Here is a 25,617-nt window from a genome sequence, read left to right as displayed (position 1 = left end):
TCAGCCGCGCGGGACGACGGTGTAGCGGCGCAGCGCGAGCGCGGGGTTGGTGGCGCGGGCGGCGGCGATCCGCTCCCCCGACGCGTCCCCGACGACGATGCCCGCCGCCTCGCCCAGTGCCGCGACGACGACGCCCATCGGGTCGACGATCATGCTCTGGCCCGCGCCGGTCCGCCCGCACTGGTCCGCGGCGGCGACGTAGAACGTGTTCTCGATGGCGCGGGCGCGGACCAGCGTCCGCCAGTGGTCCTCCTTCAGCGGGCCCGGCACCCACGCGGCGGGCAGCGCGAGGACGTCGGCCCCGGCGTCGGCGATGCGCCGCGCCGCCTCGGGGAACCGCACGTCGTAGCAGGTCTGGAGGCCGAACGTCAGGCCCTCGGCGGTGAAGGTCTCCGGGTCGGCGAGCGGGCCGGGCGCGAGGAAGTCCGATTCGCGGTAGCCGAACGCGTCGAACAGGTGGGTCTTGCGGTACGTCGCGGCGACCGTCCCGTCCGGCGCGACGGCGAGCAGCGTGTTGGACGCGCGCGCGGGATCGGCGGTGCGCTCGGTGAGCCCCGCGACGACGTGGACGCCGTGCGCGCGGGCGACGTCCGCGAGGTGCGCCGCGAACGGCCCGTCCAGCGGCTCGGCGGCGGCCACGAACCGCTCGTCCATGCGCGGCGCGGTGAAGCTCGCGTACTCCGGCAGCACGACGACGCGCGCTCCCCCGGCCGCCGCCGACGCGACCAGCGCGCCGACCCGCTCGCGGTTGGCGGCCTTGTCCTGGCCGGGCTCGAACTGCGCGACGGCGATCCGGACCATCCGCTTCCTCCTCGGTCGCTCTCCGGCCTCCCGGTTTAGCAGACGGCGCTTGGCCCGGCCCGCGGCGGGCAGGGGGCCGCCGGAAGGGGGATCGTCATGCAGATCGGATTCAAGCTGTTCGCCGAGGGCTTCGAGCCGCGCGAGATCGTCCGCCAGGCCGTCGAGGCCGAGCGCGCCGGGTTCGACTTCGTCGAGGTCAGCGACCACTACCACCCCTGGCTGCCCGAGCACGGGCACTCGGGGTTCGCGTGGTCGATGCTCGCCGCGGCCGCCGCGCGCACCGAGCGGATCACGCTCGCGACGGGCGTGACGTGCCCGAGCGTCCGCTACCACCCGGCGATCATCGCGCAGGCGGCGGCGACCACGGCGATCCTGTCGGAGGGCCGGTTCGTCCTCGGCGTCGGGTCCGGGGAGCGGCTGAACGAGCACGTCGTGGGGATGCCGTGGCCGTCCGCGAAGGTCCGGCAGGAGATGCTGAGCGAGGCGCTGCAGATCATCCGGAGACTGTGGTCGGGCGGGTACCAGTCGTTCGAGGGCAAGTACCTCGACCTGGAGGACGCGCGCGTGTTCGACCTGCCGGACGAGCCGCCGCCGATCGTCGTCGCCGCGGGCGGCCCCCGCGCGGCGCGGCTCGCCGCCGAACTCGGGGACGGGCTGTTCAACACGGTCGCGGACCCGTCCGTCGTCGCCGCGTACCGCGACGAGGGCGGCGCCGGGCCGCGCTTCACCGAGATCCCGCTGTCCTACGCGCCCGACGAGGAGTCCGCCGTCGCCGCCGCGCACCGGCGGATGCGGTTCGGCGTCACCGGGTGGAAGGTGATGGCGGAACTGCCCAATCCCGTCAACTTCGATGCCGCGACGGCGACCGTCACCGAGTCCGACATCCGCGAGGCGTTCGGCTGCGGGCCCGACCCGGCCCGGCACCTGGAGGTCGCGCAGGGCTTCGTCGACGCCGGGTTCGACCACCTCGCGCTCATGAACGCCGGGGAGGACGCGGACGCGTTCTTCGACTTCTTCGCCCGCGAACTCGCCGGTCCGCTGCGGTCGCTGACGCCGTCCTGACGCCGTCCCGCCGCTCCGGACCGTCGACCGCCGCGCGGCTGGGGGTTATGCTGCCGCCCTGACGAGCCAAGGGCGACCGCCGGAGGCGGGATGAACGTTGACGAGACGGCCCCACTGCGCGTTCTGGTGGTGGACGGCGATCCGCAGGTCCGTTCCGACGTCGTTTCGCTGCTGAAATCCGGCGGCGAGCTGACGGTCGCCGCCGAGGTCGCGACCGGCGCGGAGGCCGTCGAACTCGCCGACCGGATACGTCCCGACGTCGTGCTGCTCGACGCCGCCGCCGTCCGCGCCGGGCACACCGCCGCCCTCAGCCGCGCCGCGCGCGTCTTCGCCCTCGCCGGCCCGGACGACGACGCAGCCGCGGAGGCGGCGCTGCGCGCCGGGGCGGTCGGCCGCCTCGACCCGCGGACGTTCACCGTCGCGGACCTGGTGCGCGGCGTCCGCGACGCGTCCCGCACGAGCCTCGGCCTGTCCGCCCGCGAGGCCGAGGTCATGGACCTCATCGCCACCGGCCGCTCCAACGGCGAGATCGCCCGGCAGCTCTTCCTCAGCGAGAAGACGGTGAAGAACCACGTGAACCGGATCTACTCCAAGCTGGGCGTGGGCTCCCGCGCGACGGCCATCGCGCTGTGGCGCGGCATGATGAGCGTCGTCGCCGCCCCGGACCGCCGCCCGTAAACCGATTCGCGCGCACGCCGCAGCCGCTGCTAGTCTTCTACCTGTCGCCGGGACACACCGGACGACAAGCGCCGTTAGCTCAATTGGCAGAGCAGCGGACTCTTAATCCGCGGGTTCGGGGTTCAAGTCCCTGACGGCGCACCCGCTGTGTGAATCGGGGCCTCTCGGCCCCATTTCTTTTACCGGTCGCCGAACCGTACGTCGATGCGCAGGCCGCCTTCGTGGCGTGCGTCGGCGGTGAGGGTCGCGTGGTGGGCCCGGGTGACGGCGTTGACGATGGCCAGGCCGAGACCGTAACCGTTGCCGTGGCGTTCGGGTGCCAGTCGTTGGAACGGTTGGAAGAGGCGCTCGACCTGGTCGGCGGGGATGACCGGGCCGGTGTTGGCGACCGTGAGGGCCGCCTGTGCGCCGATGGTCCGAGTGGTGATCTCCACGTGTCCGCCTGGGCGGTTGTGGCGGACGGCGTTGTCGATGAGGTTGGCGGTCAGGCTCTCGATCAGTCTCGGGTCGCCGGTCGTCACCGCGGGCGTCAGGCGTTTCACCAGGTCGATGCCCCGTTCCGCTGTCTGGTCGCGGCGGGAGGCGAGCGCCTTCTCGACGGCTTGCGCGAGGTCGACGGGTTCGCGGCGGGTGATTCCCTGTTCGCTCGTGGCCAGCGTTAGCAGGGCCTGTACGAGTCTTTCCTGGTGTTCGCCGAGGGCCAGGGCTTCCCGGCAGGCCGCGCGCAGGGTGTCGGCGTCGGCGCCGGGGTCCGCGAGGGCGACTTCCAGGAGGGTGCGCAGCCCGGCGAGCGGAGTCCGCAACTCGTGGGACGCGTTGGCGACGAAATGGCGCTGCGCGTCGAAGGACGCCTGGAGGCGGGCGAACAGGTCGTCAAGAGTCTGGCCGAGTTCCGTCAGCTCGTCGGTGGGTTCGCCGAGGCCGAGGCGGCGGTGGAGGTCTCCCGCCGAAATCGTCTTGGCCGTGGCTGTGATCGTGCGCAGCGGATACAGGAACCGGCCCGCGATGAACCAGCCGAGCGCCAGCGCGACGGGAACCAGGACGACCAGAGCGACGGCGGACCCCGCCAGGAGTCGCGGCAGGCCGATCCCGTGCCCCGTGGTCGCGGGCGAGGGCTCGCCCACGGGCGTCGTCGACTGGACGGCGGCGAGCGGAATGTCCACGACCAGCAGCACGAACACCCCGGCCGCGTAGACGCCCGCGGCGTAGGCGAGCGCGAGCCGCGTCCGCAGCGGCCTGTTCGCGGTCATGACGATCCGATGCGGTAGCCGCCCTCGCGGACGGTCTCGATCACCGGCGGGTCGCCGAGCTTGGCCCGCAACCGGTGGACGGTGTGCTTGACGGCGCTGCTGAACGGATCGGCGGCCTCGTCCCACACGCGTTCGAGCAGTTCCTCGGCGGACATGACCAGGCCCGGCACGGCGAGCAGGCATTCCAGCAGCGCGAACTCCTTCGGGCTCAGCTCGAGACGCCGACCGGCCCGGAACGCGGTGCGGCGAGCCGGATCGAGCGTGATGTCCGCCCACTCCAGGACGGGCGGCAGCGGCGGCGCGGCACGGCGGCCCAGCGCGCGGGCGCGCGCGACGAGTTCGGCGAACGCGAACGGCTTGGGCAGGTAGTCGTCGGCGCCGAGGCCGAGCCCGTCGATGCGGTCCTCGACCGTGCCGGACGCGGTGAGCATCAGGATGCGCGTCCCGGAGCGTTCGCGGACGAGCCGCCGGCAGATCTCGTCCCCGTGGACGCCGGGCAGGTCGCGGTCGAGGATCACCAGCTCGTAGCGGGTGGCGGCCAGGCGGTCGAGTGCGGCGGTCCCGTCCAGGACGACGTCCACGGCCATGCCCTCGCGGCGCAGCCCGGTGCCGATCGAGCGGGCGAGGATCTCGAAGTCCTCGACGACGAGGACCCTCACCGCCGCGCACCGCCGGTCGTCGCGCGGGCGGGGCCGCCGGTTCGAGGTGCCATGCGTCCGACGATGCCAGACGCCGGGTTCCAGCCGGGTCGCGGCCGACGCGACGGGGCTGCGACCGGGCGCCGCGTACAACCGTCGGCATGAGTCCACTTCAAACCGCGAACGCGCCGGGGATCGTCGTCGCGGGGCTGCGCAAGCGGTACCGGGCGGCGCCGGCGCTCGACGGCATGTCCTTCACCGTCCGTCCGGGCGTGGTGACCGGCTTCCTGGGTCCGAACGGCGCGGGAAAATCCACGACGATGCGGGTCATCCTCGGCCTGGACGCCGTCGAGGAGGGTTCCGCGCTGATCAACGGCCGCCCGTACCGCCGCCTCCGGCGTCCGCTGACGCACGTCGGCGCGCTGCTGGACGCGTCGGCGCTGCATCCCGGCCGCAGCGGGCGCGGCCACCTGCTCTGGCTGGCGCACTCGCAGGGCCTGGACGCGCGGCGGGTGGATCAGGTGATCGAGCAGGTCGGCCTGGCCACGGCGGCGCGGCGCAAGGCCGGTGGCTACTCGCTCGGCATGCGGCAGCGGCTCGGGATCGCCGCCGCGCTGCTGGGCGATCCGCCGATCGTCATGCTCGACGAGCCGTTCAACGGCATGGACCCGGACGGCATCATCTGGCTGCGCGGCTTCCTGCGGTCGCTCGCCACGCAGGGCCGCGCCGTGCTGGTCTCCAGCCACCTGATGAGCGAGATGCAGGACACGGCCGACCATCTCGTCGTGGCCGGGCACGGCCGAGCCATCGCCGACGCCGCGATGGCCGACCTGATCGCGGCCGCCTCCCGGGACCGGGTCGTCCTGCGGACCACGGCCGGGGCGGACGCGACGAGCGTGCTCATCCGCGCGGGCGCGACCGTGGCGGCCACCGGCCGCGACACCGTCACCGTCTCCGGTCTGCCCGCGAACCGGATCGTGGCGCTGCTCAACGCGGGCGCGGTGCCGTTCTCGGAGGTGTCGGCGCACCGCGCGACGCTTGAGGACGTCTACCTGGAGCTGACGCGCGAGGCCGTCGAGTTCCACGCCGCGACGCCGGGGGCACCGCGATGACCCCGCTCCAGTCGCTGCGCGCGGAGTGGACCAAATTCCGGACGGTCCGGGGCTGGATGGTCGGCACGGTGGCGGCGGCGCTGATGATCGTGCTGTTCGCCCTGCTCACGGGGGCCAGCAGCGACCAGAAGGGCGCGCCGCCGGTCCCGGTCGGGCCCGGCGGGGAGCCGGTCACCGACAGCTTCTACTTCGTCCATCGGCCGCTCGCCGGGAACGGCAGCGTCTCCGTTTCCGTCTCGGCGCTCGACAGCCGCGTCCCGGAAGGTCCCGGCGTCGTTCCGTGGGCGAAGGCCGGGTTGATCATCAAGCAGAGCACGCGCCAGGGATCGCCCTATGCGGCGGTCATGGTCACCGGTGGGCATGGCGTGCGGATGCAGGACGGTTTCGTCCACGACACGGCCGGTCCGCGCGGTCCGGTTCGTCGGCTGCGGCTGGACCGCGCGGGCGACACGGTCACCGGCTACGCGTCCGCCGATGGCTCGACGTGGACGAAGGTGGGCACCGCGCGGGTGCGCGGGCTCGGGGCGACGGCGCAGATCGGGCTGTTCGTCGCGTCGCCGCCCGTCGTGGACGGCGGGGGCACGGCGGGCAGCGTGTCCACGGCCGTCTTCGAGGATCTCCGCGGCCACGGGACCGGTGACTGGACGGGCGAGCAGGTCGGAGCCGAATCCCCCAGCTTCGCCGGTTACCCGGACAACACCTCGGGTTCGTACACGGGAACCGACGCCCGGCTCACGGTGACCGGCGCGGGCGACATCGCGCCCGCCGTCGGCGACAGCCTGCCGACCGGCGGCCACCTCCGGGACATCCTCACCGGGACGTTCGCCGCGCTGATCGCGGTGATCGTCGTCGGCGCACTGTTCGTCACCGCGGAATACCGGCACAGGATGATCCGCCTGACGCTGGCCGCGAGCCCGGGGCGCGGCCGGATGCTGGTGGCCAAGGCGGTCGTGCTGTGGGTCGTCACGTTCGCCGCCGGACTGGCGGGGACGGCCGTCGCCGCGCCGCTCGGGGAGCGGCTCGCCCGGGACCACGGCGTCTACATGTTCCCCGTGTCGTCCTCGACGGAGTTGCGGGTGGCACTCGGCACTGCGGCGCTGCTCGCGACCGCGTCGGTCCTGGCGCTCGCGGTCGGCGCCATCCTCCGGAACAGCGCGGCGGCGGTGACCGCCGTCATCGCGGCGATCGTGCTGCCCTACGCGCTGATCGCCGTTCCGTTCATGCCCGCGGGCGTGTCGAAGGGGGTGGCGACGGTGACGCCGGGGGCGGCGTTCGCCGTCCAGCAGACGCTCGTGCCGTACGACCAGGTCGCGAGCAACTACACGCCGTACTACGGCTACTATCCGCTCGCGCCGTGGGCCGGGCTCGCCGTCCTGGCCGGTTACGCCGTGGTGAGTCTGGTCCTGGCCGCCGTCCTTCTCAACAGGAGGGACGCGTGAGACTGGCGCTGCACGCGGAATGGACGAAGATCCGGACCGTCGCCGGGCCGCTGTGGCTGCTGCTCGGGACCGTCGCGGCGACCGTGGCGTTCGGCGCCGTCGCGACCTCCGTGGTGACCGACCCGGGCGACCCGACCAAGGTCGCGCTCGTCGGGGCCGATGTCGGCCAGGCGCCGGTCGCCGTCCTGGCCGTGCTGCTCATCGGCGGCGAGTACGGCTCGGGCACGGTCCGCACGACGCTGACGGCGGTGCCGCGGCGGGCCGTCGTGCTCACGGCCAAGGCCGTGACGCTCAGCGGTCTCGTGGCCGTCGCCGGGACGGCCGCCGTCCTCGGGTCGCTGGTCGCCGGACGGTTCAACCTGCCCGACCCCGCGTCCTTGGCCGACGGGCCGACGCTGCGCGCGTCCGCCGGGACGGTCCTCTATCTGGTCCTGATCGCCCTGCTCGGCCTCGGCGTCGCGACCGCCGTGCGCGACTCGGCGACCGGCATCGGGATCGTCCTCGCGCTGCTCTACATCGTCCCCATCGTCTCCCAGACGATCGGCGACCCGCACTGGCAGCACCTCCTCCAGCACATCGCTCCCATGACGGCCGGACTCGCCGTCCAGTCCACGACCGACCCGCCCATGAACCCGTGGGCCGGCCTCGCCGTGACCGCCGGCTGGGCCGCCGCAGCCCTGCTGACCGGCGGCCTGCTCCTACACGCCCGCGACGCCTAGAGCGGGTCTCAACGTGCCTCAGCCACGGCACGAGTGCGTTACCTGGGCGGTGAAGCGACGCCGCGCTCGCAAAGTCCCGGTGAGGTCCGAGCCGCCAGGCGAGGGCCGTGGGCCGGGACTTCGAAACACTGCCTAGCCCTTGGCGACCGCGATGACGGCGTCGGTGAGGGCGGCGGCGTAGGCGTCGGTGAGCTTGGCCGGGTCGAACATCAGCGCGTACCACATCGGGCCGCGCACCAGGTCGATGAGCAGGTCGTCGTCGGGATGGGTGATCTCGCCCCGCTCGCGCGCGCGGCCGAGGATCTGGCGGACGGCGTCGCGGCGCGCCTCGATCAGCTCGCCGCCCATCCGGCGGGCGAACGCCGGGTCCTGCAGCGCCTCGGCGGCGATCGCCTGGTTGAGCGCGCCGGGCACGCCGCGCTGGGCGGCGAACGTGGCCTCCAGCAGGGCCAGGAGGTCTTCGCGCAGGTCACCGGTGTCGGGCGTGGGCAGCCGGGTGCGCGCGTAGGCGGCGAGGACGTCCAGGACCACCTCGCCCTTGCCCGGGTAGCGGCGGTAGATCGCCTGCTTGGAGACGCCGCTGCGGGCGGCGATGCCCTCCATGCTCATCCCCCGGTAGCCCTGCTCGGTGATCAGGTCGAGGGCGGCGCGGCGGATGGCTTCGTCGACGGCGGGGTCGCGGGGTCGTCCGGTCATGGCGCACAGCCTAGTTGACATACGCACCGGTCCGTATTTAATCTCATACGCAACGTCTCGTATTGAAAGAAGGGCGTCATGCGGACCCGTTCCTCGACCCCCGCGCTCCTGTCCCTGGCCCTCGGCTACTTCGCGCTCGGCACCGCCTCGCTCGCGGGCGTCGGCCTCAGCGGACCGATCGCCGCCGACCTGCACGTCTCGGCCGCCGAGGTCGGCACGCTGGTCACCGTCTTCTCCCTCGTCTTCGCGCTGACCGCCCCGATCGCGGCCGTCGCGCTGGGCCGTCTCGACCGCCGCCTGGTCCTGCTGGCGGGGCTCGCGCTGCTGGCGGTCGGCGGGGTCGCGAGCGCGGCGGCCCCCACGTTCGCGGCGCTGGCCGCCGCGCGGGTGGTCGCGGGCCTGGGCGCGGCGGTCTTCGGGCCCGCCGCCTCGGCCACCGGCTCGATGATCGTCCCGGCGGCGCGGCGGCCCCGCGCGCTGGCCGTCGTGTTCGGCGGGATGACGGCCGCGACCGTGCTCGGCGTGCCGCTGGCCTCGGCGGCGGGCGCGGCGATCGGCTGGCGGGCGACGATGGGCGCGGTCGTCGCGCTGACGCTCGCGGCGGGCGGGCTGCTGGCGGTGCTGCTGCCGCCCGTCGCCGCCGGGCCCGCCCCGACCGCGCGGGCGTTCGCCGGGGTGCTGCGCACGCCCGGGGCCGCGCCGATGATCGCGACGACGCTGCTGGTGCTCACCGCCCAGTTCACCGTCTACGGCGTCGCCGGGGCGTACCTGGCCGCCCGGTTCGACGCCGGTCCCGGCCTGGTCTCGCTGACGCTGCTGGTCTTCGGCCTGCTGGGGATGGTCGGCAACGCGGCCGGTTCCCGCGTCTACGCGCGCCTCGGCGGCGGACGCACGATCGCGCTCGCGCTGGCCGGGCTCGCGGTCGCGTTCCTCGCGCTGAGCGGCGGGCCGGCACTGCCCGCGTTCGGGATCGCGGTGTTCGCCTTCTGGGCCGTCTTCAACACGCTGTTCATGGCGCCGCAGCAGGCGCGGCTCGTGGAGCTGTTGCCCGAGCAGCGCGGCGTGCTGCTCGCGCTGAACGCGTCGGCGCTGTACCTGGGCATGAGCCTCGGCAGCCTGCTGGGCAGCGGACTGCTGCCCGCGCTGGGCGGCCGGTGGCTCCCGGCCCTCGCGCTGCTGCCGCTGGCGCTGGCCGCCGCCGCGCACGCCGCGTCGCTGCGGCCGCGCGCCGTCCGTCCGGCGGTTCCGGCCGCCGCGCCCGTCCCCACCCACCGCTGAAACCGGGAGATCCCATGCACGACCGCACCATTCTGATCACCGGCGCGACGGACGGCCTCGGCCGCGTCCTCGCCCACCGCCTCGCCGAGCAGGACGTCGCGCTGGTGCTGCACTGCCGCGACGCCGCCAAGGGCCGCGCGCTCCTGACCGCGCTGCGCGACCGGACGGGCAACGACCGGCTCGCCCTGGTCCGCGCCGACTTCTCCTCCCTCGACGAGATCCGCGCGCTGGCCGACCGCCTGGCCGAGCTGGACCGGCTGGACGTCCTGGTCAACAACGCCGGGATCGGCGTCGAGACCGCGCCCCGGCGCAGCGCGGACGGCCTGGAGCTGGCGTTCCAGGTCGACTACCTGGCCCCGTACATGCTGAGCTGCCTGCTCACCCCGCTGCTCGTCCGCACGGCCGCCGCGCACTCGACCACGGCGCGGATCGTCAACGTCACGTCGGCCGGGCAGGCCCCGCTGGACTTCGACGACGTCATGCTCGAACGCCATTGGGACGGCGTGCAGGCGTACTGCCAGGCCAAGCTCGCGCAGATCATGCTCACCTTCGACCACGCCGAACTGCTGCGCGGCCAGGACGTCACCGTCAACGCGCTGCATCCCGCGTCCTACATGCCCACCAAGATCGTCACGCCCCTGTTCACCGTCCAGAGCACCTTGGACGAGGGTGCCGCCAACACCGCCCGTCTCGTCACCGACCCGGCGCTGGCCGACACGACCGGCGTCTACTTCAACCGAGCCCGCCCCGCCCGCGCCCACCAGCAGGCGTACGACCCGACCGCCCGCGCGCGGCTACTGGAGATCAGCGAACGTCTGACCGGCGTCCGGCTCTCGGCGGCCGACGGCCGAGCGGTAGGCGGCGTCGTCGGCGAGTAGTGCGTTCGGCCCGTGAAGCCGCGTTCTCCGCCTTGGGTCTTGTGACGGGCGACACGGTGTGCTGCTATTGGCACAGTGCCAATGATACGGCGATACAAATTCTGCTTCACCGTATCAACGGCGCTTCCGGTCGCGAGGAGGAGCGAGGCATGGACAGACCCAGCAGGCGCAACGTGTTGGCGGCGGGCGGAGCACTCGGCGTGGTCGGCGCGCTGAGCGCCGCGACGCCCGCGCAGGCGAAGTCACTGTGGACGTGGTCGCCCGCCGGTTCGGTGGCGGGCGCGGGCACGGGCGACGACCCGGCCTGGGTCTGGGACCCCGAGGTCGACGACCTGGTCGGCTCGCTGCTCGACCGGGGCGACGTCCCCAAGGTCAACACGCTGCTGAGGCAGTGGACGAAGAACGGCCAGGCGCTGCCGTCCGGGCTCCCGTCCGACGTCCGGGACTTCGTCGAGGAGGCCCGCAGACTGCCGTCCTGGCTGGACGAGGGCAAGCTCGCCGCCGCGCAGAACTTCAACGAGAAGCGCGGCCTGTACCTCGGCGTGATCTACGGGTTCGTCAGCGGGATGATGAGCACGACCATCCCCCGCGAGGCGCGCGCCGTCTACTACTCCAAGGGCGGCGCGGACATGCGCGACCGCATCACCAAGACCGCCAAGCTCGGGTACGACGTCGGGACGTCCAACGCCTTCCGGCCCGACGGCGAGCTGATCGTCACCTGCGTCAAGACCCGCCTGGCCCACGCGGGCGTGCGCAACCTGCTGCCCAGGTCGCCGTACTGGACGAAGAGCCAGCCGGACGAGAAGATCCCGATCAGCCAGGCCGACATGATGGTCACCTGGCACAGCCTGCCGACGTCCGTCAACCGGACGCTGAAGCGGTGGAAGGTGCCGGTCGACCCGGCCGAGGGCGAGGGCTACCTGCACACCTGGCAGCTCACCGGCCACATGCTCGGCATCCGGGACGAGTACATCCCGAAGTCGTGGGCCGAGGCCGAGTCGCAGGCCACGCAGGTGCTCGACCCGATCGTCGGCCCGACGCCGGAGGGCATCAAGCTCGCCGACATGCTGCTCAACCTGGCGTCGTTCATCGACGGGGCCGTTCTCACCAAGCACATCCTCGGCGCGCTGACGCGCTACACGCTCGGCGACCAGACCGCGAAATGGCTGAACATCCCCAAGGAGCCGCTCTGGGACCCGGTGTTCCAGAATCTGTGGGAGCCGTTCGTGCAGGTCCGGGAAGGACTGCTCTCGCTGGAGAAGGCGCCGGGGGCCCTCCAGAAGTCCTATTGGGCGTTCGACGAGATTCTCCGGCTGGGCGTCCTGGTGCTGCTGTCCGGCGCGCAGTTCCCGATCAGCATCCAAATCCCGCAGACCAACAACCCAAACTACTGACCGGGGCCGCCGGGCTCGGATTTCGGCGGCTCCGAGCCCGGCGCGTCACCGCTGACCGGCCCCCGCCGGCGTCCGCACCGCCTTCCAGACCCTCTTGTCGTCGGCCGTGCAGGCGATCCAGACCGCGATGGCGACGAACACCGCCTGCTGCGGAATGCGCACCCAGAGCGGAGTCGGTTCGACGCCGTTGAGCGGGATGTCGTTGAGGGCCGCGTAGATGTTGGCCGGGAGAAGCAGCGGCAGCAGCACGGCCAGCCCGACCGCCGAGATCCAGCGCGTCGGCGCGAGCACGAGTCCGACCGCGATGAGCAGTTCGAGCACCCCGGTCACGTAGACCATCGCGAGCGGGAACGGCACGAACGGCGGGACCATCCGCGCGAGGTCCTCCGCGCTCGGCATGACGGACACGCTGTCGGGCGCGAACCGCACGATCCCGGTGAGGACCAGCATGGCGGCCATCGCGTGCGCCGCGCACACCGGCCAGCGCGCGAACCGCCGCACGCCGAGCGCGCCGAGCAGCCGCAGAACCGGCGCGGCGACGACCAGCACGACGGTCTCCACGCCGATGGTGTCGATGAACTCTTGCATGGGACGCCCCCTGTCGCGCACACCGATCTAGACATCGACAAGATTGCCCCATACCTTCAATCTTGTCAACGACAAGATTGGGGCGCAGCGCCGCGCAGCCCGGCCGCCGATTCCAGTTCGCCTCCACCAGCTCTTCAAGATCGGCGATTGACGAAGCCCGCGCGTCCGGTCGCCGACCGGGCGCGCGGTTCTCAGCGGGTCAGGGCGTCGAGGACGAGGGCCAGGAGGCGGTCGGCCTGGGTGTCGTCGGGAGCCTGGGCGATGCCGACGACGAGTCGGATCAGGTCGGGCGCGGTCACGTCGGGACGGGCCGCGCCGGTTCGTTGGGCGTGGTGCAGGACGCACGACGCCGTCTCCCGGATCGCCCCCGCGCAGTCGTCGGTCGCGTCGCACGCCACCGCGCCGACCAGGCCGCGGTCGGTGCGGGCGTGCGCGAGGAAGGCGCGCAGCCAGTCGGCCAGCGCGGTGCCGGGGGACGCGGCGAGCAGGTCGTCCACGCGGCGGCGCAGCCGGTCGACGCGGTCGGCGACGGCGGCCGCCTGGAGATCGCGGCGGGTCGGGACGTGCCGGTAGAGCGTGCCCGGACCGATCCCGGCGCGGCGGGCGATCTCGTTGAGCGAGACGTCGGGGCCCGCCTCCCGCCTGGTGGACGCGATCGTCGCGCACGGCGGCGTCGAGGCGATCCGCGTCCGCGCGCAGCTCAGCGCTTCACGGCGCGGAGGATGACGAACTTCGGGTTCGCGGCGACCGTCGCGCAGTTGCCGAAGAGGCGGCGGAGTTTCACGTGGTAGCCCAGGTGGCGGTTGCCGACGACCCAGAGTTCGCCGCCCGGTTCCAGGACGGCGCGCGCGCCGGTGAACATGCGCCAGGCCGTCGCGTCCGTCGTGGCGCGGTGGGTGTGGAACGGCGGGTTCGTCAGGACGAGGTCCGCCGAGCGCGGCGGGAGGTCCGCCAGGCCGTCGGCCGCGCGGAACTCGGCGCGGTCCGCGATGCCGTTCTCGCGGGCGGTCGCCTCGGCGGACGCGACGGCCTGGTACGACTCGTCGGTGAACAGCACCGTCGCGTCGGGATGGGCGAGCGCGGCGGCCAGGCCGACGACGCCGTTCCCGCAGCCGAGGTCGATGATCCGGGAGAAGCCGCCGGAACCCGGCAGGTGCTGCAGGAAGAAGCGGGTGCCGATGTCGAGCCGGTCGGCGCAGAAGATTCCGGCGTGGTTGACGACGGTGCGGCCGGACACGACGCCGACGTCGTCCGGGAGCGCGTAGCGCTGCGGCCAGGGACTCGGCGCGGGCGCGGACGACCCGCGCGGCTCGGCGAAGATCAACCGCGCCTTCCGCACGGCGAGCGACGTCCGCGTGGGCCCGACGATCTCCTCGAACAGCCGCAGCGTCGAAGTGTGGATCTCCTTCACCATCCCGGCGCCGACGACCGTCGTCCCGGCGTGCAGCGCGGGCGCGAGGCGGCGGAGCTGGTCCTCCAGCAGCGCGAGCGTCTTCGGGACGCGGACGAGCAGCACGTCCGCGCGGTCCGGCGGCGCGTCGCGCGTCGTGAGCGCGCGGACGGCGGCCGGGTCCACGCTGTTGCGGGAGAGGTTGTCGCGCGCGGCGGCCCGCCCCAGGAAGGAGTCCCCGATCGACGACACGTCGTGCGCGCCGGCCGCGACGAGCGCGGTCGCGAGCGCGCCGTGCCGGTCGCCGAGCACGACGGCCGCGCCGGACAGGTCCACCTCGGCGTCCGCGAGATGCCGCAGCAGGTAGTCGTCCGCCGCGTCGAAGGCGCGCAGCCCCTCGCGCGACTCCGCCGGGTGGCGGGCCAGCTCGATCGCACCCCACGGCGTCGCCAGTTGATCCATAGCCCGCCCAGGCTAACGGCCCCCGCCCGGCGCTTCGGACAGCCCGTTCGCGCGGCGGGGCGCGCACATCGTCACCGCCGGATGAGGTTGCCGTCCTGGAGGCGCGGCGCCCGTCGACGCCGGGGCGCGCCGGGCGGTCGAGCGGGTGATCGCCGAACGGGACGAGCGGGCGCTGACCGCGCCCGCGCCCGCGCCGAACCCGTCCGCGCGGCCCTGGCCGGGCTCGCGTCCGCCGCGCCGCACCGCACCGCCTGACCGCGTCGGGCCGCCGACCGCTCAAGTAGGTTGATCAGGTAAGTCGAGGACATCCGCGGCGGACCCGTGCGTTCCGCCGCCGGGCGCGCGGGGGCCGCCGGGCACGCGGTCGCCGGGAAGGGGGCCGCCCGTTGGCCGGGGACGCCAGGCTGCGCCGGCTATGGCCGTACATGCGCGCCCAGCGCGCGGACATCGCCCTGATGAGCGCGGCGTCGATCGGCGTGGCCGCCGTCGTCACCGCCGTGCCGGTCGTCGAGCGGCGCATCGTGGACGACGTCGTCGGCGAGGGGACGGGTGGGCCGCTCGCGCCGTGGCTCGGCGCGCTCGCGGCGCTCGCCCTCGCCGCGTACGTCCTGACGAAGATCCGGCGGTACCGGGCCGCGAAGGTCACCGTCGAGGTCGGCATCACGCTGCGCGAGGCCGTCCACGCGCAGGTCCACCGGCTCGACCCGGGCGCCCACGGCGCGCTGTCCACCGGGCAGCTCGTCAGCCGCGCGGGCGCGGACGTGCAGCTCATCGCCGCGCTCACCCGGGTGCTGCCCGCGCTGGCCGCGAACGTCCTGCTCATCGTCGGCGCGCTCGCCGTGATGACGGTCCTGTCGCCGCTGCTCGCGCTGGTGTCACTGCTGGTCGTGCCCGGTCTCGCGCTGCTGGCGTGGCGGATGCGGCGCGCGCTGTACCCGGCGACCTACAACGAGCAGGCCAGGACGGCCGAGGTCGCCGAGATCGTGGACCAGGCCGTATCCGGCGTGCGCGTGGTGAAGGCGTTCGGCGCGGAGCAGCGCGAGTTCGACCGGCTGGAGGCGGCGGCCGGGCGGCTGTTCGGCTCCAGCATGCGCACCGTCCGCATCCAGGCGCGGTTCCAGCCGCTGCTGTCGGCGCTGCCGTCGTTCGGGCAGGCGGCGGTCGTCGCGCTCGGCGGGTGGCTGGCGATCCGGCAGCAGATCACGATCGGGACGTTCCTGGCGTTCGCGTCGTACCTCGTCATGCTCGTCGGCCCGGCGCGGCTGATCGCCGGGATGTTCGCGCGCGTCCAGCAGGCGCGGGCGGGCGCGCTGCGCGTCTTCGAGCTGCTGGACGCGCGGCCCGACGTCGCGGACGCGCCCGGCGCGCCGCCGCTGCCGCCCGTCGCCGGGCGCATCGACTTCGACGGCGTCACGTTCGGGTACGACCCCGCCGAACCGGTGCTGGACGGGTTCGACCTGCACGTCGAGCCGGGCGAGACGGTCGCGCTCGTCGGCGCGTCCGCGTCCGGCAAGACCACGGCCGCGCTGCTGGCGGCGCGGTTCTACGACGTGGAGCGCGGCAGCGTCCGGATCGACGGCCGCGACGTCCGCTCGGTGGCGCTCGGCTCGCTGCGCGCCCAGATCGGCATGGTCTTCGAGGACGCGTTCCTGTTCTCCCGCAGCGTCCGCGACAACATCGCGCTCGGCCGCCCCGACGCCACCGACGAGCAGGTCGCCGCCGCCGCGCGCGCCGCCGAGGCCGCCGCGTTCGTCGAGGCGCTGCCCGACGGGTACGACACGGTCGTCGGCGAACGCGGCCTGACGCTGTCCGGCGGGCAGCGGCAGCGACTCGCGCTCGCCCGCGCGCTGCTCGCGGACGCGCCGATCCTCGTGCTCGACGGGGCGACGAGCGCCGTGGACGCCCGCGTCGAGGAACGCATCCACGCGACGCTGCGCGAGGTCCTGCGCGGCCGGACGACTCTGCTCATCGCGCACCGCCCGTCCACGCTGCGCCTCGCGGACCGGATCGCCGTCCTGCACCGCGGCCGCGTCCTGGACACCGGCACGCACGAGGAACTGCTGGCGCGCTGCGCGCACTACCGGGCGCTCGCGTCCGGCGGCGACCCGGCCGCGCCCGAGCCGGACGAGCCGCTCCCGCGCCTGCGCGGCGCGCCCCCGCTGCGCCCGGCCCGGTCCCGCACGCTCGATCCCGACCCCGAACTGCGCCGCCGCGTCGAGGCCCTGCCGCCCGCCACCGACACGCCGGGCGTGGACGTCCGGGCCGCCGCCGCGCCCGACCCCCGCTTCACGCTGCGCCGGTTCCTGCGGCCGTACCGGGGCGCGCTCGTCCTCGGCCTGCTGCTCGTCCTCGCGGACGCGCTCGCCGGGATCGCCGGGCCGTATCTGTCCCGCGATGGCGTCGACCGGGGCGTCCTGCACGGCTCGGTCTCCACCGTCCTCACCATCGCCGGGGTGTTCTGCCTGGTCACCGCCGTCGGCGTCGCCGCCGACCGGGCCGTCGCGCTCGTCACCGGACGCACCGGCGAACGCCTCATGTACGCGCTGCGCCTCAAGGTCTTCGCCCAGCTCCAGCGGCTCGGCATCGACTTCTACGAGCGCCAGATGGGCGGGCGCATCATGACGCGGATGACCACCGACGTCAGCGCGTTCTCCGCGCTGCTGTCGGACGGGCTGCTCACCGCCGTCGCCGGGGCGTTCACGTTCGTCGGCGTCGGTGTCGCGATGTTCGCGATGAACGCGCTGCTCGCGGGCGCGACGGCGCTCGTGCTGATCCCGCTCGTCGCGGCGACCGTCGTGTTCCGGCGGCTGTCGGCCCGGCCCTACCGGGAGGCGCGCGACCGCATCGCGACCGTCAACGCCTTCCTCGCCGAATCGCTGTCGGGCGTCCGCGAAACGCAGGCGTTCGGCCAGGAGGACCGGCGGCAGCGCGAGTTCGCCGCCGCCACGCGCGCCTACGCCGACGCGCGGCTGGCCGCGCAGCGCCTCATCTCGCTGTACTTCCCGTTCGTGCAGCTCCTCGGGGACCTGGCCGCCGTCGTCGTGCTCGGGCTCGGCGCGCACCTGGTCGGCGCGGACCGGCTGTCCCCCGGGGAGCTGATCGCGTTCCTGCTGTACCTCGACCTGTTCTTCAGCCCGATCCAGCAGTTCGCGGACGTCTTCGACGACTGGCAGCAGGCGCGGGTCTCGCTCGGCCGCATCGGCGGGCTGCTCGCCGAGCCGATCGCCGTCACCGCGCCGGAGCGGCCCGCGCCCGTCCCGGACCTGAAGGGCGAGCTGGAGTTCCGCGACGTCCGCTACACCTATCCCGGCGCGGACCGCGAGACGGTCGAGGGCGTCGCGCTGCGCGTCCCCGCCGGGGCGCGCGTCGCGATCGTCGGGCAGACGGGCGCGGGCAAGTCCACGCTGGTGAAGCTCGCCGCGCGGTTCGCCGACCCGACGTCGGGCGCGGTGCTCGTGGACGGGCACGACCTGCGGTCCTTCGACCCCGCCGAGTACCGCCGCCGCCTCGGGTACGTCCCGCAGGAGGCGTTCCTGTTCGCCGGGACGATCCGCGACAACATCGCCTACGGCGACCCCGGCGCGTCCGACGCCCGCGTGCGCGCCGCCGCCCGCGCGGTCGGCGCGCACGACGCCATCGCGGCGCTCCCCGACGGCTACGCCACCGAGGTCACCGAGCGCGGCGCGTCCCTGTCGGCCGGGCAGCGGCAGCTCGTCTGCCTGGCCCGCGCGCAGCTCGTCGACCCGGCCGTCCTGCTGCTGGACGAGGCCACCGCCGACCTCGACCTCGCCGCCGAGGCGCGCGTGACCGCCGCGATGGACGCCGTCGCGGCGGGCCGCACCACGCTGCTCATCGCGCACCGGCTCCAGACCGCGCGCCGCGCCGACGCGATCGTCGTCATGGACGGCGGCCGCGTCGTCGAGGCGGGCGCGCACGACGAGCTGCTGGCCGCCGGGGGCGCGTACGCGGCGCTGTGGTCCGCCGCCTCCTGACCCGCGCGGCGGTTTCGGGGACAGGACGCGATACGTGCGGATACGGTCCGCACATGGACTTGCCTCCCCTGGTCACCCTCCCCCGCCGGGCGCCCAGGCCGGAGCACCGCCCGCCCGCGGTGGCGTCCCCGGTCCGCCGCGTCTGGCTGCGCGGCCTCGCGGCGGCGGACGGCCGGCAGCCGGTGCGCCGCCTCGCCGCCGACCTCGCGGGCACGGTCGGCGGACTGCGCGTCGAGTTCGCGGGCTGGGAGTTCTCCCGGGCCGAGCGCGCGGCGCAGCCGCCGCTGCCCGTCGCGCGCGCGACGGCGCGCTGGTCGGACCCGCGCACCGGCGAGGTCCGCGCGGGCCTGGTGCTGCGCGAGCTGCCGTCCGGCGACGAGCGCGGCCGGACGTGCGAGTGGGCGGTCGCCGCCGACTGCGAGCACGGCTGGCGCTACGACGTCCCGTCGCCGTGCAGCTCGCTCGGGCTCGCCGGGCAGCGGTTCTCCGACCGGTCCGGCGCGTCGATCCTGGACGAGGCGATGATCTGGGCGCCCGAGGACGAGGAGCCGGACGGCCTCGACGCCCTGCTCGCGATCATCGACGACCCGGACCGCGCGGTCGCGCTGTTCGTCATCAGCGCGGGCACCGGCGCGGTGGAGGCCGTCGCGCACGCGCTGTGGCCGGGGCTCGTCTCGCTCGCCATCGTCAGCGAGGAGGGCCGGGCAGTCCTCAACGAGCGGCTGCCCCGGCGGGCGATCCCGCGCTGCGGCGGCCGGTACTTCCCCGCGGTCTGGGACACCGGGGCCACGGAAGAGGCCCTCGGCACGACGGTCGCGGGCCGCCGCTCCACCTACGAGCGGCTGGTGAACCGAGTGCTCGCGCTGCGCGCGAAGGAGCGGCCGCTCGGGATCGCGGCGGACGCGGCGGCGCTGCTGCCCGCGCCCGCCGACCAGGCGGACGCGGCGGCGGACGCGGTCGCGCCGGCCGACCTGGGCGCGCGCCTGCGCCGGTTGGAGGACGACCTGGCCGAGGCCCGCCGCGAACGCACCGACGCGCAACGCGCCCTCGAACGCGCCGAGCAGGGGCGCGACGCGGCGCTGGCCCGCGCCGAACGGCTCGCCGCCGAGCTGGCGGCGGCGCGGGCCGCGGCCGAGGCGGAGGCCGCCGACCCCGAGCGCGCGCGGCTCGCGCGGCGGCTCGCCGAAGCCCTCGCGGACCGGGACGTGTTCGCGCAGGCCCTGGAGATCGCCGAAGAGGAACGCGACCTCGCGGTCCGCGAGCGGGGGCTGCTGGCGGTGCGGCTCGCGCGCGCCGAGGCGGCCGCGCCGCGCCGGCCGGGCTCGTCCGGTCCCGGCTCCGACGACGCCGCCGCGTTCCCCGCCGACTTCGCCGAACTGCTGCGCGCCGCCGCCGACCGCTTCCCCCGGCTGCTGCTGGACGACCTCGACACCGATGCGACCGCCGCGCTCGACTCGTACCCGAAGGCGATGGTGTGGTGCCGCCGGACGTGGGACGCGCTGGCCACCCTCGACGCGTACGCGGCCGCCAAGCTCGGCGCGGCCGATCCGTGCCGGGCCGAGCAGGCTTCCGGCGCGGTCCACGGCTGCGCGTCCGGCCACCATTGCGGCTGCTCGGGGCACCAGGGGTCGGCGCACCACTGCGGGACGGCCGCCGCGCCGGCGCCGTGCGGCGCGGCCGACGCGGGCGCCGCCGAGGACCCGGCCGTCCCGCGCCCGACCGACGTGCTGGCGTTCATCCGCGCGGGCGGCCCCGGGACGATGATCAGCGCGAACATCGTCGCGCTCAGCGAGTCGGAGAACGTCAACGCCGACCCGCGCTACCGCACCGCGCGGATGTTCCCGGTGCGCCCGGAGACGCGGCCGAGCGGCCGCGCGTACTTCCCCGCCCACATCAAGATCGACGGCCCGCGCCCCCCGGCCCCCCGGCTGCACTTCTACGACGACACCGACGGCGCGACCCGGCGCATCTACGTCGGCTACATCGGCCCGCACCTGCCGACGTCCCGCACCAACTGACCGGCGGCGGCCCCGCGCGCCCCACCTGCGACGACCTAACTAAACCAATTCGGTAGGAATAGTTGCATAAGCGGGTGCGCCCGTGGTCTCATACCGGCATGCGCGTTCGGCTCGATCTGGTCCGGCGGCGGCACGTGGACCTGGTCCGCGTCACCGCCGCCGGCTGTCACGCCCACTGAGCCCCAGCCGGGAACCCCCGGCCAAGGCCGGAATCCCCCGGCCGCCCTCATCCCCACCCCAGAAACCCCCGAACCCACCAGGCGAAGCCGCAGGGGGGTTGCCCGCGCGCGCACGGCCGCGAGCCGCCAGGCGAGCGGCCGGGCGCGCGCAGCGCGAAGGGCCGCACCGCGGCGAGCGCCAGCGAGCGAGGATGCGGCGCTTCGCGCCGCGGGGGGCGTGGGGGGTCGCCCCCCACAATGAAAGGATTCACATGCGAAGCAAGACTCTCGCGGCCGCCCTCCTTCCTCTGGCCGCGCTGGCGCTGTCCGCCTGTGCGGACCACGGCGGGAAGGCCGGCGCGGGCGGCGGCGACCTGAAGATCGGCTACTTCCAGGGCGCGGTCGCGGGGCCGGAGGCCGTCGTGGCGGGCAACGCGGAGCTGGCCGGGAAGGTCCCCGCGAAGCTGGAGCTGCGGCCGATCGACAGCGGCGTCGCGGGCCTCGCGCAGCTCCGGGCGGGAGCGTTCCCGGCGGTGTCGGCGGTCGGGAACCCGCCGATCGTGGGCGCGTTCACCAGCGGCACCGACATCAAGGTCGTGTTCGTCGAGAGCCTGGACGAGTCGGGCCTGGCCGTCAACGACAAGATCAAGTCACCGGCGGACCTGAGGAAGGTCGGCGTCCTGGTCGGCTCCACGCTCGACTTCCAGCTCCGCGGCTGGCTGAAGTCGCAGAACCTGACCGACAAGGTGCAGGTCGCGAGCTTCGCGAGCGAGGCCGCCGAGGCGGCCGCGTGGAAGGCCGGGAAGATCGACGCCGTCTACATCAGCCAGGCGTTCCTGCTCGACCTGCGCAAGCACGACGCGCGGGTGCTCGCGACGGCCGCCGACATCGCCGAGCTCGGCTACGCGGCCGTCAACTCGCTCGCCGTCACCAGCGCGTACGCCAAGCAGCACCCGGAGACGGTGCAGCAGCTCGTCTGCCAGTTCTCCAAGGCGCAGGAGCTGGTGAAGGGGCCGGACGCGGAGAAGTACGTCACGCCCGCGACCAAGTACCTCGGCGTCAAGCCCGCCGACGCGCTGGCCGCGACGAAGGAGTACCCCTACGTCCCGACCGCCGAGCAGGCGTCGTGGCTCAAGGGCTCGGACGGGACGGCCGCGACCGGCAAGCTCGCGCTGAACTTCAAGCTCACCGCGCAGTTCCTCGTCACGCAGGGCCGCGCGAAGACCGTCCCCTCGGACGCGGAGATCGCCAAGCACATCGACCCGACGTTCTGGACGAAGGCGCAGAGCGGGGGCTGCAAGTGAACGCGGTGACGCTGCCGGAGGTCGCGCGGCCCACCGGCGTGCGGCTCCGGGACGTCCGCAAGACGTTCCACCGGCGGCGGCGCGCGGGCCGCGCCGCGCTCGACGGCGTCACGCTCGACGTCGCGCCCGGCGAGTTCCTGTGCCTGCTCGGCCCGTCCGGCTGCGGCAAGTCGACGCTGCTCAACATCCTCGCCGGGTTCGTCCCCGCCGACTCCGGCGAGGTCGTCGTCGGCGGGAAGCCCGTCACCGGTCCCGGTCCCGACCGGGGCGTGCTGTTCCAGACGCCCACGCTGTTCCCGTGGCTGACGACCTGGCAGAACGTCCTGTACGGGCCGAAGGCGCGCGGCGTCCTCACCCCCGAGGTGAAGCGGGAGGCCGAGGAGCTGCTGACGACGGTCGGGCTCGCGGACGCCCGCGACGCCTACCCGCACGAGCTGTCGGGCGGGATGCGGCACCGCGCCGCGTTCGCCCGCGTGCTCGTCAACCGGCCCGGCGTGCTGCTGATGGACGAGCCGTTCGGCGCGCTGGACGCGATCACGCGCGCCGCGATGCAGCGGTTCCTGCTCGACCTGTGGCAGGAGCGCCGCACCACGATCGTGTTCGTGACGCACGACGTCGAGGAGGCCGCGCTGCTCGGCGACCGGGTCTGCGTCATGTCCGCGCCGCCCGGCGGGACCAAGGACGTCCTGGACGTCGACCTGCCCCGCCCGCGCAGCTACGAGGACACCGAGACGCTGGAGTTCGTGCAGGCCAAGCGGCGGATCAGGGAGGTGCTGGAGCGATGACCGCGACGCAGGCCGCGACGGCGGCCGTCACCGACGCCCCGGCGCGGCGCGGCCGGTCTTGGCGGCGCGTCGGGACGGGCGCGGCCGCGCTCGCGCTGGCGCTCGTCGTCTGGGAGCTGGCCGCGCTCGTCATCGGCGACTCGGTGACGCTGCCGACCGTCACGGAGACCGCGAGCACGCTCGTGAAGTACCTGACGCACACGTACCCGGAGGTCCAGGGCAAGACGCTGATCCAGGACGCGCTGATCAGCGCCGCGCGCATCCTCGCCGGGTTCATGCTCGGCACGCTCGCGGGCGTCGTCCTCGGCTCCGCGATGGCCGGGGTCCGGGTGGTCCGGGAGCTGGCCGACCCGATCATCAGCGTGATCCGGCCGCTGCCGCCGATCGCGTTCATCCCGCTGCTCGTCGTGTGGTTCGGCATCGGGGAGACGTCCAAGATCGCGCTGATCTTCTTCGGGGTGCTGCCGATCGTCACCGTCGCGACGCTCGGCGCGCTCGACGCCGTCCCCGAGCCGCTGCTGCACGCCAGCCGCAGCCTCGGCGCGTCGCCGCTGCGCACGATGCTGCACGTGCGGCTGCGCGCCGCCGTCCCCGGCGTCATCACCGGCATGCGCATCGCGATGGGCGGCGCGTGGACCAGCATCATCGCCGCCGAGATGATCGCCGCGACCGGCGGCGTCGGCTTCCTCATCCTCCAGGCCGGCAACTACCTCCAGACGCCGCTGATTTTCAGCGGCATCGCGGGGATCGCCGTCCTCGGCTTCCTCTTCGACGGGCTGCTGCGCCTTCTGCTGCGGCTCGCCGACCCCACCGTACGACGCTAAGGAAGGACTCCCAGATGACCGAGATCCGCCGCCTCGGCGGCCGCATCGGCGCCGAGATCACCGGGGCCGACCCGAACGCGCTGCCCTTCGACGAGCTGAACGGCCTCCTGCTGGAGCACAAGGCCCTGGTGTTCCGGGGCGCGCACCTCGACGACGACGCGCAGCTCCGCTTCGCCGCCCGGTTCGGCGCGCTCACCCGCGCGCACCCGACCGTCCCGCCCGTGGAAGGCCGGCCCGACATCCTCCCGGTGAACGGCGAGGAGGGCATCCGCTCCAACGTGTGGCACACCGACGTCACGTTCGTGCGGACTCCCCCGGCCGTCAGCACGCTGCGCGCGCTCGTCGTCCCCGCCTACGGCGGGAACACGCTCATCGCGAACTCCGCCGCCGCGTACCGGGATCTGCCCGACCCGCTGCGGGAGTTCGCGGACCGGCTGTGGGCCGTCCACACCAACGACTACGACTACGCGCTGCCGCGCACCAACGCCGACAAGGCCGCCGAGTACCGCGAGGTCTTCACCGCGCGGCGGTACGAGACCGCGCACCCCGTCGTGCGCGTCCACCCCGAGACGGGCGAGCGCGGGCTGTTCATCGGCGGGTTCGCGCAGAAGCTCGTCGGCCTGTCGGGGACGGAGTCCCGCGACGTCCTCCGGCTCCTGCAGAAGTACGTGACGCGGCCGGAGAACCTGCTGCGCGTCGTGTGGAACGTCGGCGACGTCGTCGTCTTCGACAACCGCATCACCCAGCACTACGCGCCCGACGACTACGGCGACCAGCCGCGCGAGCTGCGGCGCGTCACCGTCGCGGGCGACGTGCCCGCGGGCGTGACGGGCGAGGAGAGCTACATCGTGTCCGGCGACGACGCCGCGCACTACACGCCGCTCGCCGTCGCGTCCTGACGAGCCGGGGAGCCCGCCTCCCGAGACGGGCTCCCCGCCGTTCCCGGCTTACGAGGAGACACCTGCGATGACGCTCGTCCACGAATCCTCCGTTCTGCCCGACGAACTGCTGTCCGCCTTCGCCGAGCGCGCCGCGCGCTACGACCGTGAGAACTCCTTCTTCCACGAGGACTTCGCCGACCTGCGCGCGGCGGGCTACCTGACCGTCGCGCTGCCGCCCGAGTTCGGCGGCGCGGGCCTCACCCTCCCCCAGGTCGCGGCAGCCCAGCGCCGCCTCGCCTACCACGCGCCCGCCACGGCGCTCGCGACGAACATGCACCTGTACTGGACGGGCGTCGCCGCCGACCTGCACCGCGCGGGCGACGGCTCCCTCGACTGGCTGCTGCGCGAGACCGCGGACGGCGAGGTCTTCGCGGCCGGGCACGGCGAACCCGGCAACGACCGCGACCTGGAGTACGCGCGGACGCTCGCGGCGCCGCAGCCCGGCGGCGGCTACCGCATCACCGGGCACAAGACGTTCACGTCGCTGACGCCCGTCTGGACGCGGCTCGGCGTCCACGCCCTCGACGACTCCGATCCCGAGCGCCCGAAGGTCGTCCACGCGTTCGTCGCCCGCGACGCGCCCGGCATCCGCGTCGAGGAGACGTGGGACACCGTGGGGCAGCGCGCGACCCGCAGCGACGACACGCGGTTCGAGGACGTGCCGGTGCCCGCCGACCGCGTCACGCGCGTCCTGCCCGCCGGGCCGACCGACGACCCGTTCGTCGCGTCGATCTTCGCGTGGGCGGAGGTGCTGTTCTCCAGCGTCTACTACGGCATCGCGCGGCGCGCGCTGGACCTGGCGGTCGCGTCGGCGAAGCGGCGGCCCTCGGTGAAGCTCGGCCGGCCCGTCGCGCACGACCCGTACGTCCAGTGGTCGGTCGCGGAGGGGACGGTCGAGCTGGAGGCGGTCCTGGCGCACCTCGAACGCGTCGCCGACGACTGGGCGGCGGGCGTGGACCACGGGGACGCCTGGCCGGTGAAGCTCGTCGCGGTGAAATACCACGCGACCGAGTCCGCCAAGCGCGTCGTGGACCACGCGCTGAAGGTCGCGGGCGCGGGCGCGCTGCGGACCGGCGAGCTGTCCCGGCTGTACCGGGACGTCGTCGCGGGGACGTTCCATCCGGCGAACACGGCGGCCGTCCACGAACTCGTCGGCAAGTCCGTGCTCGGGCTGCTGGCCGCGGGCGAGCGCTGAGCCCGTGGGGCGCGT

24 protein-coding genes and 1 tRNA gene are annotated in these 25,617 nt (G+C 74.2%); 18 read left to right on the top strand and 7 right to left on the bottom strand.

The annotated features are described in order from the left end of the window. The gene (locus G339_RS0106010; protein WP_019630178.1) at positions 1 to 801 is read right to left on the bottom strand and encodes a carbon-nitrogen hydrolase family protein; all 801 of its coding nucleotides are present in this window, start codon (positions 799 to 801) and stop codon (positions 1 to 3) included. A 96-nt stretch (positions 802 to 897) separates the two neighbouring features. Here G339_RS0106010 and G339_RS0106005 point away from each other — a divergent pair, with 96 nt between their 5' ends. From G339_RS0106005 to G339_RS0105995, 3 genes are all read left to right on the top strand, one after another. Further along, positions 898 to 1,863 carry a TIGR03557 family F420-dependent LLM class oxidoreductase gene (locus G339_RS0106005; protein ID WP_019630177.1) on the top strand — a complete coding sequence of 322 codons (966 nt, stop codon included), beginning with the start codon at positions 898 to 900 and terminating at the stop codon, positions 1,861 to 1,863. 90 nt (positions 1,864 to 1,953) lie between these two features. Beyond that, positions 1,954 to 2,541: a response regulator transcription factor gene (locus tag G339_RS0106000; protein ID WP_019630176.1), complete on the top strand. Its 588-nt coding sequence runs from the start codon at positions 1,954 to 1,956 to the stop codon at positions 2,539 to 2,541. 68 nt (positions 2,542 to 2,609) lie between these two features. Continuing rightward, positions 2,610 to 2,682: transfer RNA gene (locus G339_RS0105995), tRNA-Lys, on the top strand. Positions 2,683 to 2,720: 38 nt separating this feature from the next. Here the strand turns inward: G339_RS0105995 and G339_RS0105990 are convergent. Both G339_RS0105990 and G339_RS0105985 read right to left on the bottom strand, forming a co-directional pair. Beyond that, a complete protein-coding gene (locus G339_RS0105990; RefSeq protein WP_019630175.1) occupies positions 2,721 to 3,791 on the bottom strand; it encodes a sensor histidine kinase in 1,071 nt (356 codons plus the stop codon). After that, positions 3,788 to 4,450: a response regulator transcription factor gene (locus tag G339_RS0105985; RefSeq protein ID WP_019630174.1), complete on the bottom strand. Its 663-nt coding sequence runs from the start codon at positions 4,448 to 4,450 to the stop codon at positions 3,788 to 3,790. The genes G339_RS0105990 and G339_RS0105985 overlap by 4 nt, the downstream gene beginning before the upstream one ends. A 140-nt stretch (positions 4,451 to 4,590) precedes the next feature. Between G339_RS0105985 and G339_RS0105980 the strand changes: the two genes are divergently transcribed. The 3 genes from G339_RS0105980 to G339_RS0105970 are packed head-to-tail and all read left to right on the top strand — an operon-like array spanning position 4,591 to position 7,699. Beyond that, positions 4,591 to 5,541: an ATP-binding cassette domain-containing protein gene (locus G339_RS0105980; protein ID WP_019630173.1), complete on the top strand. Its 951-nt coding sequence runs from the start codon at positions 4,591 to 4,593 to the stop codon at positions 5,539 to 5,541. After that, positions 5,538 to 6,980 (top strand): ABC transporter permease subunit, encoded by a 1,443-nt coding sequence (locus G339_RS0105975; protein WP_019630172.1) that lies wholly within the window; start codon positions 5,538 to 5,540, stop codon positions 6,978 to 6,980. Before G339_RS0105980 ends, G339_RS0105975 begins: the two co-directional genes overlap by 4 nt. Further along, positions 6,977 to 7,699 (top strand): ABC transporter permease subunit, encoded by a 723-nt coding sequence (locus G339_RS0105970; protein ID WP_019630171.1) that lies wholly within the window; start codon positions 6,977 to 6,979, stop codon positions 7,697 to 7,699. The genes G339_RS0105975 and G339_RS0105970 overlap by 4 nt, the downstream gene beginning before the upstream one ends. Before the next feature lie 132 nt (positions 7,700 to 7,831). On the opposite strand, the gene G339_RS0105965 is transcribed toward G339_RS0105970, so the two are convergent. After that, positions 7,832 to 8,395, bottom strand: a complete 564-nt coding sequence (locus tag G339_RS0105965; protein ID WP_019630170.1) for a TetR/AcrR family transcriptional regulator — start codon at positions 8,393 to 8,395, stop codon at positions 7,832 to 7,834. A 78-nt stretch (positions 8,396 to 8,473) separates the two neighbouring features. Between G339_RS0105965 and G339_RS0105960 the strand changes: the two genes are divergently transcribed. From G339_RS0105960 to G339_RS0105950, 3 genes are all read left to right on the top strand, one after another. Continuing rightward, positions 8,474 to 9,673, top strand: coding sequence for an MFS transporter (locus tag G339_RS0105960; protein ID WP_019630169.1), 1,200 nt, complete (start codon positions 8,474 to 8,476; stop codon positions 9,671 to 9,673). Positions 9,674 to 9,687: 14 nt separating this feature from the next. Further along, entirely contained in the window at positions 9,688 to 10,551 is an 864-nt protein-coding gene (locus G339_RS0105955; RefSeq protein WP_019630168.1) for an SDR family NAD(P)-dependent oxidoreductase, read from the top strand. Positions 10,552 to 10,700: 149 nt separating this feature from the next. After that, positions 10,701 to 11,945, top strand: a complete 1,245-nt coding sequence (locus G339_RS0105950) for an oxygenase MpaB family protein (protein WP_026341181.1) — start codon at positions 10,701 to 10,703, stop codon at positions 11,943 to 11,945. 45 nt (positions 11,946 to 11,990) lie between these two features. Here the strand turns inward: G339_RS0105950 and G339_RS0105945 are convergent, their stop codons facing one another. Then, positions 11,991 to 12,533, bottom strand: a complete 543-nt coding sequence (locus tag G339_RS0105945) for a DoxX family protein (RefSeq protein WP_019630166.1) — start codon at positions 12,531 to 12,533, stop codon at positions 11,991 to 11,993. A 191-nt stretch (positions 12,534 to 12,724) separates the two neighbouring features. After that, the gene (locus tag G339_RS40255) at positions 12,725 to 13,123 is read right to left on the bottom strand and encodes an SbtR family transcriptional regulator (protein ID WP_420804486.1); all 399 of its coding nucleotides are present in this window, start codon (positions 13,121 to 13,123) and stop codon (positions 12,725 to 12,727) included. Between G339_RS40255 and G339_RS40250 the strand changes: the two genes are divergently transcribed. Next, positions 13,110 to 13,259 carry a hypothetical protein gene (locus G339_RS40250; protein WP_019630164.1) on the top strand — a complete coding sequence of 50 codons (150 nt, stop codon included), beginning with the start codon at positions 13,110 to 13,112 and terminating at the stop codon, positions 13,257 to 13,259. The genes G339_RS40255 and G339_RS40250 overlap by 14 nt on opposite strands. Here G339_RS40250 and G339_RS0105930 read toward each other — a convergent pair. Beyond that, complete coding sequence (locus tag G339_RS0105930; protein ID WP_019630163.1) at positions 13,234 to 14,385, bottom strand: methyltransferase; 1,152 nt, start codon at positions 14,383 to 14,385, stop codon at positions 13,234 to 13,236. The genes G339_RS40250 and G339_RS0105930 overlap by 26 nt on opposite strands. Before the next feature lie 145 nt (positions 14,386 to 14,530). Between G339_RS0105930 and G339_RS38575 the strand changes: the two genes are divergently transcribed. The 8 genes from G339_RS38575 (at position 14,531) to G339_RS0105895 (ending at position 25,602) form a co-directional block, all read left to right on the top strand. Continuing rightward, entirely contained in the window at positions 14,531 to 14,674 is a 144-nt protein-coding gene (locus G339_RS38575) for a hypothetical protein (RefSeq protein WP_157407368.1), read from the top strand. 136 nt (positions 14,675 to 14,810) lie between these two features. Beyond that, positions 14,811 to 18,377, top strand: coding sequence for an ABC transporter ATP-binding protein (locus tag G339_RS0105925; RefSeq protein WP_019630162.1), 3,567 nt, complete (start codon positions 14,811 to 14,813; stop codon positions 18,375 to 18,377). A gap of 53 nt (positions 18,378 to 18,430) precedes the next feature. Continuing rightward, on the top strand, positions 18,431 to 20,395 hold the full coding sequence (locus G339_RS0105920) for a hypothetical protein (RefSeq protein ID WP_157407367.1): 1,965 nt from the start codon (positions 18,431 to 18,433) through the stop codon (positions 20,393 to 20,395). Positions 20,396 to 20,825: 430 nt separating this feature from the next. Next, on the top strand, positions 20,826 to 21,857 hold the full coding sequence (locus G339_RS0105915; protein WP_019630161.1) for an ABC transporter substrate-binding protein: 1,032 nt from the start codon (positions 20,826 to 20,828) through the stop codon (positions 21,855 to 21,857). Continuing rightward, positions 21,854 to 22,642, top strand: a complete 789-nt coding sequence (locus G339_RS0105910; protein ID WP_019630160.1) for an ABC transporter ATP-binding protein — start codon at positions 21,854 to 21,856, stop codon at positions 22,640 to 22,642. The genes G339_RS0105915 and G339_RS0105910 overlap by 4 nt, the downstream gene beginning before the upstream one ends. Continuing rightward, a complete protein-coding gene (locus tag G339_RS0105905) occupies positions 22,639 to 23,466 on the top strand; it encodes an ABC transporter permease (protein ID WP_019630159.1) in 828 nt (275 codons plus the stop codon). Before G339_RS0105910 ends, G339_RS0105905 begins: the two co-directional genes overlap by 4 nt. Positions 23,467 to 23,480: 14 nt before the next feature. After that, positions 23,481 to 24,365 (top strand): TauD/TfdA dioxygenase family protein, encoded by an 885-nt coding sequence (locus G339_RS0105900; protein ID WP_019630158.1) that lies wholly within the window; start codon positions 23,481 to 23,483, stop codon positions 24,363 to 24,365. A 67-nt stretch (positions 24,366 to 24,432) separates the two neighbouring features. Beyond that, entirely contained in the window at positions 24,433 to 25,602 is a 1,170-nt protein-coding gene (locus G339_RS0105895) for an acyl-CoA dehydrogenase family protein (RefSeq protein ID WP_019630157.1), read from the top strand. Positions 25,603 to 25,617: the final 15 nt, after the last annotated feature.

Origin of the sequence: Actinomadura atramentaria DSM 43919, from assembly GCF_000381885.1 — a bacterium.
Classification (GTDB): Bacteria; Actinomycetota; Actinomycetes; order Streptosporangiales; family Streptosporangiaceae; genus Spirillospora; species Spirillospora atramentaria.
Note: the sequence above shows the minus strand (reverse complement) of the source record. Positions and strands in the feature narration are given on the sequence as shown.